Origin of the sequence: uncultured Merdimmobilis sp., assembly GCF_902471145.1 — a bacterium.
Lineage (GTDB): Bacteria > Bacillota > Clostridia > Oscillospirales > Ruminococcaceae > Merdimmobilis > Merdimmobilis hominis.
In genome coordinates this window covers 216,149-229,769 of record NZ_CABRJC010000001.1, presented here as the reverse complement: position 1 = coordinate 229,769, position 13,621 = coordinate 216,149, and the positions used below count along the sequence as shown (strand labels likewise).

Genomic DNA, 13,621 nt, shown 5'->3' with positions numbered 1-13,621 from the left:
ATTCTACCCCTACATCGTTGGGTTTTGACAGGAGGGACGTTTTATGACCATACGGGAACAGACCGAGGAGCTGGAGCGGAAAACCCTGTCCAGCTTCGCCACCCTGGCCTCTGAGACCAAAGGCCGGGTCCGGCCAGACGAACCTTGCCCCATCCGCACCGATTTCCAGCGGGACCGGGACCGGATTATCCACTGCAAATCCTTCCGGCGTCTCAAGCACAAGACCCAGGTGTTTCTCTCCCCGGAGGGGGACCATTACCGCACCCGCCTGACCCATACCTTGGAGGTGAGCCAGATTGCCCGGACCATCGCCCGGGCCCTGCGGCTCAACGAGGATCTGACCGAGGCCATCTCTCTGGGGCACGACCTGGGGCACACCCCTTTCGGCCACGCCGGGGAACAGGTGCTGGATGAGATCTGCCCCCATGGCTACCGCCACAGCGCCCAGAGCGTCCGGGTGGTGGAACGGCTGGAGAACGACGGCCGGGGCCTCAACCTGACCTGGGAAGTCAAAAACGGCATCGCCTGCCATTCCAGCGGCAAGGAGGCTGAGACCTTGGAGGGGCGGATTGTCCGGTATGCGGACAAGATCGCCTACATGAACCATGACATTGAGGACGCGGTGCGGGCCGGTGTCCTGCGGGAGGACGACATCCCCTGGGATTTGAAATACCTGTTGGGGAGGACCAAATCTGACCGGATTACCACCTTTATCACCGCCATCATCGAAAACAGCAGCGACAACATCCGCCTGGGGCAAGAGATGCAGGATGCCTACAACAAGCTCAACCGCTTTTTGTTCGACGCAGTCTACACCAACCCCAGCGCCAAAGGGGAAGAGGGGAAAGCCCAAACCCTGTTGCGCTATCTCTATCGCTATTTTGCCTCCTCACCGGAAAAAATGCCGGAGGAATACCAGAAAATCGCCCAGCAGGAAGACCTGGACCGGGCGGTCTGCGACTACATCTCCGGCATGACCGACCGCTATGCCGTCGCGGTGTATGAGGAGCTGATGATCCCCCGGGCCTGGGGGATTTAACCGCCAAAAAGGGGGGAGCGGTTTGATTCCGGAACGCTTTATTGAAGAACTGAAATACCGCAGTGACATCGAACAGGTCATCTCCTCTTACGTGCCCCTCAAACGCACCGGGCGGAACTTGAAAGGGCTTTGCCCTTTCCATTCAGAGAAGACGCCCTCTTTCACCGTCTACCCAGAGAACCAGTCCTTTTACTGCTTTGGTTGTGGGGCAGGGGGGGACGTGGTCACCTTCATCCGCAAGATTGAAAACCTGGAGTATGTAGAGGCGCTGCGCTTCCTGGCCCAGCGGGCGGGGATGACCCTGCCGGAGGAGGCGCGGGACGATGGGACCGCCCTTCTGCGGACGAAGATATTGGAGATCAACCGGGAGAGCGCCCGCTTCTTTTTCGACCAGCTGGCCCACGGGCCGGACCGGCGGGCCATCGCTTACCTGCGGGGCCGGGGCCTCTCGGATAAAACCATCAAGCGATTTGGGTTGGGATATGCCCCCAACACCTTTGACTCCCTGAAAAACCACCTGAAGGGGAAGGGGTATTCCTTTGAGGAAATGGCCGCCGCGGCGGTGGTGGGCAAGGGAAAAAACGGGGGCTATTACGATATGTTCCGCGACCGGGTGATGTTTCCTATTATCGATTTGCGGGGCAGCGTCATCGGCTTTGGCGGCCGTGTGCTGGAGGGGGACGGGCCCAAATACCTCAACTCCCCAGATACGTTGGTCTTTAAAAAGACCCGGAACCTCTTTGCTATGAATATCGCCAAGAACACCAAAGAGGGCTCTTTGATTCTGGCCGAAGGGTATATGGATGTCATCTCCATCCACCAAGCGGGGTTTGACAACGCTGTGGCCTCCCTGGGGACCAGCCTGACCGCGGAACAGGCCCGGCTGATCTCCCAGTACGTGAACCAGGTGATCATCGCCTACGACGCTGACGGCGCCGGCCAGAAGGCTACCCGGCGGGCTATCAGCCTGTTTGAGGAGACTGGGGTAAAGATCCGGGTGCTTTCCATCCCGGACGCCAAGGACCCCGACGAATACATCAAGAAATTCGGCCCCGCCCGGTTTAAGCTCCTTCTGGAGGGGAGTGCCGGTGCGGTGGATTTTGAAATTGCCAAGCTCCGGCAAAAGTTTGACCTGGAGACCGCCGACGGCAAAGTGGCTTTCCTCAAGGAGTTCTGCTCTCTGATGGCGGGCATAAACAGCCCGGTGGAGCGGGATGTCTATATCATCCGCACCGCCCAGGAGCTCTCGGTCTCCAAGGAGGCGGTGGCCGACCAGGTGGCAGCTCTGCGCCGGCGGCGGGCTGGGGCGGCAGAGAAAAAAGCCCGGCGGGACATCCGCCCCTACAGCGAATCAGCCGCCGGCCAGCCCCGGGATTTGGAGCGGAGCCGGAACATCCGCTACGCTTTGGCGGAGGACAAGCTGATCACCACACTGCTCAAGCACCCGGACTTCTACGATGCCATCGCCGCCAAAATCCGGCCGGAGCAGTTTGTCACCCAGAAAAACCGGGAGCTGTTTGAGGCTTTGTGGCAGCGGCTGCAAAACCGGCAGGACATCGGGATGATGTCCCTCTCCGCTTTGTTGGAGCCGGAACAGATGGCCCGGGTCTCCTATCTGCTGGCATCGGCGGAAGGGGTGGCCTACACGATGCAGGAAGCTGAGGACTGCATGAAAACTATACTGGAATACCAATCGGTAAAAACACCGGATCAGGTCGCAGGCATGTCCAATGAGGAATGGCTGGAATACGCCAAAAGCCTGGCGGCCAACAAGAAATAGGGGGAATCAATTTGGCTACACAAGACAAAAAGCAGGTCATCCGCGATCTTCTGGAGCAGGGGAAGGCCAAAGGCAAGCTGACCACCAAGGAGATCACCGACGCTCTTGAGGAGCTGGATTTTGACGTGGAGCAGGTGGATAAGCTCTACGACACCCTGGAATCTTTGAATATTGAGATTGTAGAGGACTACGCCCAGACCATTGACACCGAGTTCGCCACACCCATGCTGAACAACGAGGATCTGGAGGTCTCTCTCTCCGCCGAGGGTATCAGCATCGACGACCCAGTCAAGGTCTACCTCAAAGAGATCGGCCGGGTGCCGCTCTTGACCCCAGAAGAAGAGATCGACCTGGCCACCCGTATGGCCCAGGGGGATCCTTACGCCCGCAAACGCCTCTCGGAGGCAAACCTGCGGCTGGTGGTCAGCATCGCCAAGCGGTATGTGGGCCGGGGGATGCAGTTCCTGGATTTGATCCAGGAGGGCAACTTGGGCCTGATCAAAGCGGTGGAAAAGTTCGACCACACCAAGGGCTTTAAGTTCTCCACCTATGCCACCTGGTGGATTCGCCAGGCCATCACCCGCGCTATCGCCGACCAGGCCCGGACAATCCGCATTCCAGTCCACATGGTGGAGACCATCAATAAGGTGAAAAAGGTATCCAGCCAGCTGCTCCACAAAAACGGCCACGAACCCACCGCCGAGGAGATCGCCGACGAACTGGACATGCCGGTGGATAAGGTGCGGGAGATCATGCGGGTCGCCCAGGAGCCGGTCTCTCTGGAGACCCCTATCGGCGAGGAAGAGGACAGTCATTTGGGCGACTTCATCCCTGATGACGATGCCCCCGCCCCGGCAGAGGCCGCTTCCCACACCCTGCTGCGGGAACAGCTGGGCGAAGTGCTTCAGACCTTGACTCCTAGAGAGGAGAAGGTGCTGCGGCTGCGCTTCGGCTTGGAGGACGGCAGAAGCCGCACCTTGGAAGAGGTGGGCAAGGAGTTTAACGTCACCCGGGAGCGCATCCGCCAGATCGAGGCCAAAGCCCTGCGGAAGCTGCGCCACCCCAGCCGCTCCAAAAAGCTGAAAGACTTCCTGGACTAAGCTATTTTCCCCTCTTTCATGGGAATAACAACATACCGGCAGGACATTCCGGCCGGAGGAAATGCACAATCCATACATGCTATAGTAGAAAAAGGGGTCATCCCAATTGGGATGACCCCTTTTTGTTTTATTGTGCTGCAGTTGTGGGATGCTTGCCCCTCCATCTGGACAATTTTTCCCGCTGGCAATGATGGTGAGAAACCTGCAGATTATAATAGAACCCTATTCGGCCATCTTTTGGAATCCTCTGGTTCCATAGTGTGCTAAGGACACAAATAGGCCTATAATGGCAAGATATTCCACAAAAAACAGAGGGAACGGTCGTTCAAAATCAAAGAAGATAAACCTGGTTGTTAGGAACATATCAGCAAGAAACTGATTCTTAAGGAAAATTACATCATAGCTGTCGGGATTTTCAATTTGTTCGGCAAGCTCCGGCTTTGCGTTCTTCGGGCGCTCGTTGCAGGCGAATTCCAAAAGAGGATCGTGTCAGACGGGATACTCCTAGACCGTTTCAATACAGAATAGATCGCCGCTAGTTTCCTGCTGGATGAGTTGGGCGATATATTAATTAGTTTTTTAAACAAGGCGGCCATCCACGGATGGCCGCCTTGTTGTTTGGAAACCCTAAGAGGCAAGGAATCAATAAACGATATAGATGGGATCATCCAGGTCGTAGATAGGATCCCCAGCTTCATAACCATAGTCGCCCAAAACCTCAGCCCCTTCGGGGGTGAGACAGCCAAAGCTGTCCAGCAGCTCCCGCTGATCGGTAATTTCTGTATCATCCAGCCTCAAATAGACCACATAATAGCTGTATTCCGAAACCATGATACAGGCGGTGAAGTCCGAAGAGAGGGAGGAACCATCCAGGCTGTAATCCATCAGCCCGCTGCACCACAACTGCCCGTAGTCCTCAAAGTACAGCTCGTCGTCAAAGGTGATGGACAGGAACTGGGCGTCTGCGTCGGCGTACACAGCCAAGTTGGAGGCGATGTCCATCTCCACAATATCATAGACCTGCTGCTTCCGATAGTCGGGGTCATCCAGCGGGGAACCAGCCGGGCGGGCATCCTCATAGGCCGGGGCACTGTAGGACGGCTCAGGGACGGCGGGTTCCGGACGAGGGGAGTCAAAACTGTCTTCCACAAATTCAAACGCCAGCTGGATGATGCTGATCAGCATGGGAAAGAAGATCAGCAGAAAAACGATAGTCACCAAACAGCCCCGGGGACTACCCTTTTTTGCGCGAGCATCCCGAGAGGAAGAGGTGGTGCGGCTTCGAAATGTCTTAGGCCGGACCTGTTCCGCCGCTTGGCTAAACTGCTCCAGGGTGGTCTTCACCCGCCCTTGGTCGCTGCTTCTGGCCTGGGAAGCAGCGCTTTTTTGCAGCTGTACCCTCTCCTGGGCCTTTTGATAGGTTTTGGGATCCTTGAGGCAGTGGCGGCAATATCCGCCCAGCGAACCGGCACCCAATATCTCCCCGCAGCTGCGGCAGGTAGTCTCCGGCTCGGAGCTGCTGTCATAACGGGTGGTTTTATCGCAGAACTGACAATAGCGGGAATCGTCCACCGGGGAGCCGCAGAAGGGACAGGTCTTGGCGTTGGGCGGCAGCGTGCGCCCGCACCGGGAACAGAACATGGTCATTCCCCTTTCAGATGGTATTACTCTTAAAGACACAGAATGCGCTGGGTTTCGCTGGAAATCCCCCGCCCACGACCAAAGCTGAGGAGATAAACGGTAGGGGCGCGACGGGTTTTGACAAATTTTTCTTCTGTTTTTATATTAAAGATTCGGGGCACAAATGTCAATCGACCGGCAAAAATTCCCTTGTGTGGGCCCGGCGGAATTTCCGTTTTTTTCGGGTTTTGGCGGCATAATCCTTTGGGCGTTGTAAATAATAGGAATAGTTCGGCGCGAACGATGGATTAGTCAATACAGGAGGTATATCATAGATGAAAGCTACGGGAATTGTGAGAAGAATCGACGATCTGGGCCGTGTGGTCATCCCCAAAGAAATCCGGCGCACCATGCGCATCCGGGAAGGCGACCCCTTGGAAATTTACACCGACAACGACGGAGAAGTGATCTTTAAAAAATACTCCCCCATCGGGGAATTGGGCATCTTTGCTGCCCAGTACGCCGATGTGCTGTATAAAACCTCTGGCCTGCCAGTGGTGGTCTGCGACCGGGATCATGTGATCGCCGTTGCGGGCATCCCTAAAAAGGAGCTGCTGGAGCGCCGGGTTTCCCCCGCCTTGGAAGAGGTGATGGAACACCGCAGAAGCTTTGCCTTCACCGATGACGGCCGCCGGATCCAGCCGGTGGAGGGGGTGGACCGGTACGCCATGGTAGCAGCCCCCATCGTGGCGGCGGGCGATGTGTGCGGCTCTATCCTGCTGCTGGCCGGGGAGGGTGGAGGCCCTGCCGGTGACACCGAGGTCAAGCTGATTGCAGCGGCGGCGGCCTTTCTGGGCAAGCAGATGGAGGAATAATTCCCCTCTCTATCCAATAAATACGGGATTTTGCGCCTTTTTAAGCCTAAAATCCGAAAGAAAGACTTGAATGTTGGGCGGAGTTGTGGTAAATTATATATATAGTACGCAAGACGAAAGAGTGGGAAACGATTCCCGCTCTTTCGTTTATGTAGGGCAAAATTGCGGGGGTCCCCTTGGGGGACGCCATGAGGAGGATACAATGGCAGGCAGTAAAAAACCAAACACAGTGGCCGTCGCCACCCAGCTGGCCGAGCCGGTGATTGAGGAGATGGGCCTCATGCTGTGGGACGTCCGGTATGAAAAGGAAGGAAGCTCCTGGTACCTTCGGTATTTTATCGAAAAAGAGGGGGGCGTCACCATCGACGACTGCGAGGCGTTCAGCCGCCGGATGAGCGACATTTTGGACGAGGCCGACCCCATCAGCCAGAGCTATTACTTAGAGGTCTCCAGCCCCGGCATCGAACGGGCGTTGGTGAAAGACTGGCATTTTGCCCGGTACATCGGCGCCCCAGTCAGCGTGCGGTTAATCCGCCCTGTAGAGGGCGTCCGGGATTTTGTGGGGGAACTCACCGCCTATGAGGATGGCAAAATCACCGTCCTCCTGGAAGACGATGTGGAAATGACCTTTGACAAAAGCGAAGCTGCTTTTGTCAGATTGTATGACGACTTTACAACCGGAGGAGAAGAGTAATGAACAGCGAATTTTTCGAGGCCCTCGCCCTTTTGGAGAAGGAAAAAGGCATCCCCATGGAGTATTTGATCGAGAAGATTGCCGGTGCGATCTCCATCGCAGTCAAGCGGGACATGGGCGGCAGCGAGGACAATGTGGTGGAAATTGACCCGGCGAACCAGCGCTTCTATGTGGCGGTCCGCAAAACGGTGGTGGAAGATATTGAAGACCCCACCACCGAGATCCTGATGGCCGACGCTGCCAAATACAACAAGCACGCCATGGTTGGCGAAGTGGTGGAAATCCCCTTGGAGACCAAGGAATTCGGGCGCATTGCCGCCCAGGCCGCCAAACACGTCATTCGCCAGGGCATTCGGGAGGCGGAGCGGGGCCAGCTGTTGGCCGAGTTCCAGAACCGGCAGTATGACATCGTCACCGCCACCGTGCTGCGCCACGACCTCAAAAAAGGCAGCGTCACCCTGGAGATCGGCAAGAACGAAGCCATCCTCCCCAAAGCGGAACAGGTCCCCGGGGAGGAATACAACGACGGCGACCGGATTAAAGTATATGTGGTGGATGTCTCCAACGGGGAAAAAGGCCCCCGGATGATGATCTCCCGCACCCATCCTGGGCTGGTTAAACGGCTGTTTGAAATGCAGGTGCCCGAGATCTACGACGGCACCGTGGAGATCAAGGCCATCAGCCGGGAGGCGGGGAGCCGCACTAAAATCGCCGTTTACTCCAAAGACCCCAACGTGGATGCGGTCGGCGCCTGCATCGGCCCCAAAGGCGCCCGGGTCTCCAGCATTGTGGATGAATTGGGTGGGGAGAAGATCGACGTGATCAAATACTCCGAAGACCCGGCGGAATTTATCTCCGCCGCCCTCTCCCCAGCCGAGGTGCTGGGTGTGGACATCGAGGAGGAGTCCCCCAAGAGCTGCAAGGTCACTGTGCCGGATAACCAGCTCTCCCTGGCCATCGGCAACAAGGGCCAGAACGCCCGCCTGGCCGCCCGCCTCACCGGCTGGAAGATCGACATCCGGCCGGAAAGCGGCTTCTACGGCGAGGAATAAACCCGCTGATTCCGCCCTATAAGGGCGTTTTCATACAACCCTGTAGGAAAGGATGGTTGACGTGCAAAATCGGAAGATCCCGGTCAGAATGTGCACCGGCTGCGGCGAGCAAAAGCCCAAGAAAGAGCTGGTGCGGGTGGTAAAAAGCCCCGAAGGGGAGATTTCCCTGGACTTGACGGGCAAAAAGTCCGGCAGGGGCGCATACGTCTGCCGGAATGTTGACTGTCTGAAAAAGGCGCGAAAGGCCCGCCGCCTGGAGCGCGCTTTCTCCTGCCAGATTCCCGAAGAGGTATACGACCGCATGGAGGAGGAAATGCAAAAAGGTGAATAACAACAGGATTCTTTCCACCATCAGCCTGTGCAAACGGGCCGGCAAGCTGCTATTGGGCTTTGACGTCGTGGGGGAGGCCATTCTGTCAGGAGAGGCCAAGGTGGTAATCATCGCCAGCGATCTTTCCCCAAAGACCCAAAAAGAGGTGGAACTTGCCGCTCAAAAGGGCGGGGTGCGGGTGCTCCCCATCCCCAGCACCATGGATGAGATTTGGCAGTTCGTAAACAAACGGGCCGGCGTACTGGCGGTAAGCGACCAGGGTTTGGCCGGCAAGCTGTGTGGATTGATTGACCACCAAGACAAGGAGGACGAGTGCTTATGATGGATAAATACCGCGTACATGAAGTGGCAAAAGATCTGAATGTACCCAGCAAAGAGGTAGCAGATCTTTTGACCCAAAATACCGACAGCCCCAAAAAACACATGACCGCACTGACCGAGGAAGAGCTGGACATCGTGTTTGACCACTACACCAAGCAAAAGGAAGTACGGAGCTTTGAAACCTATTTTAAACTAGGTGAAAAAGCCCGGCCCCAGCAGGCTGCCGCCCCGAAGGGCGAGGAGAAGCCCGCCGGGGAAGGCCGCCCCGCCCAGCAGGGCCAGCGTCCCCAAGGCCAGCGGCCCCAGGGGAATTCCCAGCAGCCCCGCGGCGGCCAACAGCGCCCTCAGGGCGACCGTGGCCCCCGTCCCCAGGGGGGGAGCCAGCCCCGCCAGCAGCAGGGCCGGCCAGCTCCCCGTCCTGCGGCACCTGCCCGCCCCGCTCCCGATCCCTCCAAACGGACTGACGATGGCACCGGTGTGCGCCATGTCGACATGCGGGCGAGCCATGTGGATTTGGACAAATACAACGAGCGGTATGAGCAGATTGCCCCCACCAACCTGGTGGCCCAGAAGGATACCGGCGTCAAAAAACAGAAGATCAACCAGCGCTCTGCCCAGCGGGGCAAGCCGGTGCTGAGCCGCAAACAGAAGGAGGAAGAGAAACTCCGCCGCCTGGAACTGGAGCGGCAGCGCCGCCAGAAACTGGAGATCACCATCCCCGATGAGATCACCGTCGGCGACCTGGCCCTGCGCCTGAAAGTCACCGCCGCTGAGATTGTCAAACGGCTGATGGGGGTAGGCGTCATGGCTTCGGTCTCCCAGGTGATCGACTACGACACCGCCGCCCTGGTGGCCATGGAAATCGGCGCCAAGGTGGAAAAGGAAGTGGTGGTCACCATTGAGGACCGGTTGTTTGTGGAAGAGGAAGACTCGGAAGAGAACCTCCAGCCCCGCTGCCCCATCGTGGTGGTCATGGGCCACGTCGACCACGGCAAGACCTCCCTTTTGGATGCCATCCGCAACACCAACGTCACCAGCGGCGAGGCCGGCGGCATCACCCAGCACATCGGCGCTTACCAGGTTCAGGTGAACGGCGAGCCCATCACCTTCTTGGATACCCCCGGCCATGCGGCCTTTACCTCCATGCGGGCCCGCGGCGCCCAGGTCACCGACATCGCGGTGTTGGTGGTGGCCGCCGACGACGGCATCATGCCCCAGACGGTGGAGGCCATCAACCACGCCAAGGCGGCCGAGGTGCCGATCATTGTGGCCATCAACAAAATCGATAAACCCACCGCCAACCCTGACAAGGTGAAACAGGAGCTGACCGAGTACGGCCTGGTGCCCGAGGAGTGGGGCGGCGATGTGATCTGCGTTCCCCTTTCTGCCAAGACCGGCGAAGGGGTCAACAACCTGCTGGAGAATATTCAGCTGGTGGCCGAAGTCCAGGAGCTGCGGGCCAACCCCGACCGCCTGGCCAAGGGCGCAGTCATCGAGGCCAAACTGGACAAAGGCCGCGGCCCTGTGGCCACCATCCTGGTCCAGAACGGCACCCTGCACACCGGCGACATCGTCATTGCGGGCACCTCCCTGGGCAAGGTCCGGGTGATGCTCAACGACAAGGGGCAGCGGGTCCAGTCCGCCGGACCCTCCACCCCTGTGGAGATCACCGGCTTGGCGGAAGTCCCCTCTGCCGGCGATATCTTCAATGCCGTTGAGGATGAGCGCCTGGCCAAAGAGCTGGTGGAGAAGCGCCGCACCGAGGCCAAGGAAGAGGTCTTCAAGGCTTACCAGAAGGTCACCCTCGACAACCTGTTCAGCCAGATCTCCGAAGGGGAGATGAAGGAGCTGCCCATCATTGTCAAGGCCGACGTCCAAGGTTCGGTGGAGGCGGTGAAACAATCCCTGGAAAAACTCTCCAACGACGAGGTCCGGGTACGGGTCATCCACGGCGCGGTGGGCGCAGTCAGCGAGTCCGACGTGATGCTGGCCACCGCATCCGGCGCCATCATCATCGGCTTCAACGTCCGGCCCGACCCTGTCGCCCGGGACAACGCCGAGCGGGATGGGGTGGAGATCCGCCTGTACCGCATCATCTACGACGCCATCGAGGATGTGCAGTCCGCCCTCAAGGGCATGCTGGCTCCCAAATACCGGGACGTGGACCTGGGCCGCGCCGAAGTGCGCCAGGTGTACAAGATCAGCAATGTGGGCACTGTGGCCGGCTGTTATGTGGTGGAGGGTAAAATCACCCGCTCCGCCAACATCCGGGTGGTGCGGGACGGCATCATCATCGCCGACGACAAGCTCTCCAGCCTCAAACGCTTCAAAGACGATGCCAAAGAGGTGGCAAGAGGCTTTGAGTGCGGCATGACCTTGGAGAAATACAGCGACATCAAGGAAGGCGACGTGTTCGAAGCATACATTGTGGAGGAATACCGCGACTAGCCCTTTGGAACAATACAACCGTGCTGTTGTCCCCTCTTCAGTAGGGAGGGCGGGGCGGCAGCTGAGCAAATAGGACAACCCGACTGCACCCGCTTCCCGCCGCCTGCGCGGTGGGAAGTTGTGCTTTCTGGCAAAAGGAGGCAACAACATGGCTTCGTTTCGCGTTTCCCGCCTGTCGGAAGACATCCACCGGGAATTGACCGACATCATGCGCTCCCTGAAAGACCCCCGGATTACCGGCCTTTTAAGCATCGTAAAGATCGACCTTTCCAGCGATCTATCCTACTGCAAGGTGTATATCTCCTCCATGGAAGGGATGGAGAACGCCAAAACCGCAGTAAAGGGCCTCAACAGTGCAGCTGGCTTTATCCGCCGGGAGATCAACAACCGGCTGGAGATGCGCCGCAGCCCGGCGTTCCAGTTTGTGGCGGATGACTCCATCGCCCACAGCGCGGACATCGCCCGGATTCTGGGCAACCTGGCTGATGAAAAGAAATAAGGAGGCCGCCATGCTGACCGACTACGCAAAGGCAGCGGGCCTTCTGACCGCAAGTGAGGATATTGCCATCCTCTGTCACCGCAGCCCCGATGGGGACACCCTGGGCTGTGGCTACGCCCTCTGCCTGGCCCTCCTGGGCCTAGGCAAACGGGCCAGGGTTCTGTGCAGCGACCCTCTTCCCCGCAGGTATCAATACTTGGCCCAGGGGGTTCCCTCCCTGGACTTTTCCCCGCAGTTTGTCGTTGCGGTGGATGTGGCGGACGCAGCCCTCTTGGGCGGCCTTTCCTCCTATGGCGACCGGGTAGACCTGTGCATCGACCATCACCCCTCCAACACCGGGTATGCCAAAAGCCTGCTGCTGGAAGGGGATTCGGCGGCGGCCTGTGAAATCCTCTTCCTGCTGCTGGGGGAGATGGGGGCGGCAATCACTCCGGCTATTGCGGGCTGTCTGTACACCGGCATGGCCACCGACACTGGCTGCTTCCGGTACAGCAACACCACCGCCCGCACCCATCGCATCGCGGCCCAGCTGATGGAGCTGGGGGCAGATGTGGGGGCTATCAACAAGTGGCTGTTTGAGACAAAGACCAAGGCTAGCATGGAATTGAAGCGGCTGGCGGAGGGAACCCTGGAATACCACTTTGGCGGCCGCTGTGCTTTTATCACCGTCACCCAGGAGATGCTGCAAAAGTCCGGCGCGTTGGAGGAGGACCTGGAAGGGGTTTCCTCCATTCCCCGCCGGGTGGAGGGGGTTGTGGCCGGCGCCGCATTCCGGGAACAGCCGGACGGCATCTGGCGGCTCTCCCTGCGGACCGGCGAACCCATCGATGCTAGCGAGGTCTGCCGGAGGATGGGGGGCGGCGGCCATTCCCGCGCTGCGGGATGCACCCTGCGCTGCCCTTTGGAACAAGCAAAACAAACTGTGCTGGAGGCCCTATCCCATGACCTGTAATGACACCATGAACCTGTGCGGTATCATCTGCATAGACAAGCCGGAAAACTACACCTCCTTTGATGTAGTGGCCCGGATGCGGGGCATCTGCCGCACTAAAAAAATTGGACACGCCGGCACCCTTGACCCTATGGCCACTGGGGTTCTGCCCCTGTTTTTGGGGCGGGCCACCAAGGCCTGCGCCATCCTGCCGGATCAGAACAAGCGCTACCGAGCCTCCTTCCGGCTGGGGATCACCACCGACACCCAGGATATCACTGGAAAAGTGGTAAGGGCGCGGCCGGTGACCGCCTCTGCCCAAGAGGTTCGGCAGGCCCTCCAGGGCTTTGTGGGGGACATCCTCCAGCTGCCGCCCATGTACTCCGCTGTACAGGTGGGGGGACAGCGGCTCTACGACCTAGCCCGCCAGGGCATCGAGGTGGAGCGGGAGCCCCGGGAGGTCTCCATCCTCTCCATCGACCTGTTGGAGGAGAGCCCGGAGACGGGGGAGTATGCCATCGACGTCCTCTGCGCCAAAGGGACCTACATCCGCACCCTCTGCCACGATTTGGGGGAGAAGCTGGGCTGCGGCGCCACCCTGACCAAGCTGCGGCGCACCATGGCAGCCGGGTTCACCGAGGCGGACTGCATCACCTTGGAGCAGGCGGAAGAACTGCTGGCCGACCGGGAGCTGGCCAGCCGGGTGCTGCCGGTGGAGAAGGCGTTCGCCTCTTTATACCGGGTGGATTTGAGCGAAAAACAGGCGAAGATGTACCAAAACGGGGTGAAGCTGGACCCGAAAAAGACCCGTTGTTCCCATGTGGAGGGGGACATCGCGGTCTACGGGCCAGGGGGCATCTTTTTGGGGGTCTCCGCCGTTAACCGGGAGACCGGCCTTTTGGAAACCAAGAGTTTATTTGCGCTGGCATAG

At 58.7% G+C, this 13,621-nt stretch carries 13 protein-coding genes; 12 read left to right on the top strand and 1 reads right to left on the bottom strand.

The genetic code is table 11. The features are described 5' to 3' along the window. The first annotated feature begins 43 nt into the window (after positions 1-43). Genes RDQ42_RS01075 through rpoD form a run of 3 tightly spaced genes read left to right on the top strand, consistent with a single transcriptional unit; the run spans position 44 to position 3,919 of the window. Complete coding sequence (locus RDQ42_RS01075; protein WP_231358185.1) at positions 44-1,039, top strand: deoxyguanosinetriphosphate triphosphohydrolase; 996 nt, start codon at positions 44-46, stop codon at positions 1,037-1,039. A 22-nt stretch (positions 1,040-1,061) separates the two neighbouring features. Then, positions 1,062-2,819 (top strand): DNA primase, encoded by a 1,758-nt coding sequence (gene dnaG / locus RDQ42_RS01070; protein WP_071428029.1) that lies wholly within the window; start codon positions 1,062-1,064, stop codon positions 2,817-2,819. Between the two features lie 11 nt (positions 2,820-2,830). Further along, positions 2,831-3,919, top strand: coding sequence for an RNA polymerase sigma factor RpoD (rpoD, locus tag RDQ42_RS01065; RefSeq protein ID WP_071428031.1), 1,089 nt, complete (start codon positions 2,831-2,833; stop codon positions 3,917-3,919). Between the two features lie 642 nt (positions 3,920-4,561). On the opposite strand, the gene RDQ42_RS01060 is transcribed toward rpoD, so the two are convergent. Then, entirely contained in the window at positions 4,562-5,560 is a 999-nt protein-coding gene (locus RDQ42_RS01060) for a zinc ribbon domain-containing protein (RefSeq protein WP_308588111.1), read from the bottom strand. 314 nt (positions 5,561-5,874) lie between these two features. Here RDQ42_RS01060 and RDQ42_RS01055 point away from each other — a divergent pair, with 314 nt between their 5' ends. The 9 genes from RDQ42_RS01055 to truB all read left to right on the top strand — a co-directional run bounded on the left by RDQ42_RS01055 (position 5,875) and on the right by truB (position 13,621). Next, positions 5,875-6,414: a stage V sporulation T C-terminal domain-containing protein gene (locus RDQ42_RS01055; protein ID WP_054331812.1), complete on the top strand. Its 540-nt coding sequence runs from the start codon at positions 5,875-5,877 to the stop codon at positions 6,412-6,414. A gap of 202 nt (positions 6,415-6,616) precedes the next feature. Further along, positions 6,617-7,108: a ribosome maturation factor RimP gene (gene rimP / locus RDQ42_RS01050; RefSeq protein WP_308588109.1), complete on the top strand. Its 492-nt coding sequence runs from the start codon at positions 6,617-6,619 to the stop codon at positions 7,106-7,108. Then, the gene (gene nusA, locus RDQ42_RS01045; protein WP_054331814.1) at positions 7,108-8,160 is read left to right on the top strand and encodes a transcription termination factor NusA; all 1,053 of its coding nucleotides are present in this window, start codon (positions 7,108-7,110) and stop codon (positions 8,158-8,160) included. The genes rimP and nusA overlap by 1 nt, the downstream gene beginning before the upstream one ends. Positions 8,161-8,221: 61 nt before the next feature. Further along, positions 8,222-8,491, top strand: a complete 270-nt coding sequence (rnpM, locus tag RDQ42_RS01040; protein ID WP_054331815.1) for an RNase P modulator RnpM — start codon at positions 8,222-8,224, stop codon at positions 8,489-8,491. Further along, the gene (locus tag RDQ42_RS01035; protein ID WP_054331816.1) at positions 8,484-8,813 is read left to right on the top strand and encodes a ribosomal L7Ae/L30e/S12e/Gadd45 family protein; all 330 of its coding nucleotides are present in this window, start codon (positions 8,484-8,486) and stop codon (positions 8,811-8,813) included. The genes rnpM and RDQ42_RS01035 overlap by 8 nt, the downstream gene beginning before the upstream one ends. Next, a complete protein-coding gene (gene infB, locus RDQ42_RS01030) occupies positions 8,810-11,260 on the top strand; it encodes a translation initiation factor IF-2 (protein WP_195254295.1) in 2,451 nt (816 codons plus the stop codon). Before RDQ42_RS01035 ends, infB begins: the two co-directional genes overlap by 4 nt. A 148-nt stretch (positions 11,261-11,408) precedes the next feature. Further along, positions 11,409-11,759 carry a 30S ribosome-binding factor RbfA gene (gene rbfA / locus RDQ42_RS01025; protein WP_231358187.1) on the top strand — a complete coding sequence of 117 codons (351 nt, stop codon included), beginning with the start codon at positions 11,409-11,411 and terminating at the stop codon, positions 11,757-11,759. A 10-nt stretch (positions 11,760-11,769) separates the two neighbouring features. Then, the gene (locus RDQ42_RS01020) at positions 11,770-12,711 is read left to right on the top strand and encodes a bifunctional oligoribonuclease/PAP phosphatase NrnA (protein WP_308588107.1); all 942 of its coding nucleotides are present in this window, start codon (positions 11,770-11,772) and stop codon (positions 12,709-12,711) included. Beyond that, positions 12,701-13,621 (top strand): tRNA pseudouridine(55) synthase TruB, encoded by a 921-nt coding sequence (gene truB / locus RDQ42_RS01015; RefSeq protein ID WP_308588105.1) that lies wholly within the window; start codon positions 12,701-12,703, stop codon positions 13,619-13,621. The genes RDQ42_RS01020 and truB overlap by 11 nt, the downstream gene beginning before the upstream one ends.

Bases quoted from the DNA above. Each gene is read 5' to 3' on its own strand.
- RDQ42_RS01075 (WP_231358185.1), top strand. From the start codon at position 44: ATGACCATACGGGAACAGACCGAGGAGCTGGAGCGGAAAACCCTGTCC.
- RDQ42_RS01060 (WP_308588111.1), bottom strand. From the start codon at position 5,560: ATGTTCTGTTCCCGGTGCGGGCGCACGCTGCCGCCCAACGCCAAGACC.
- RDQ42_RS01055 (WP_054331812.1), top strand. From the start codon at position 5,875: ATGAAAGCTACGGGAATTGTGAGAAGAATCGACGATCTGGGCCGTGTG.
- rimP (WP_308588109.1), top strand. From the start codon at position 6,617: ATGGCAGGCAGTAAAAAACCAAACACAGTGGCCGTCGCCACCCAGCTG.
- nusA (WP_054331814.1), top strand. From the start codon at position 7,108: ATGAACAGCGAATTTTTCGAGGCCCTCGCCCTTTTGGAGAAGGAAAAA.
- infB (WP_195254295.1), top strand. From the start codon at position 8,810: ATGATGGATAAATACCGCGTACATGAAGTGGCAAAAGATCTGAATGTA.
- rbfA (WP_231358187.1), top strand. From the start codon at position 11,409: ATGGCTTCGTTTCGCGTTTCCCGCCTGTCGGAAGACATCCACCGGGAA.
- RDQ42_RS01020 (WP_308588107.1), top strand. From the start codon at position 11,770: ATGCTGACCGACTACGCAAAGGCAGCGGGCCTTCTGACCGCAAGTGAG.
- truB (WP_308588105.1), top strand. From the start codon at position 12,701: ATGACCTGTAATGACACCATGAACCTGTGCGGTATCATCTGCATAGAC.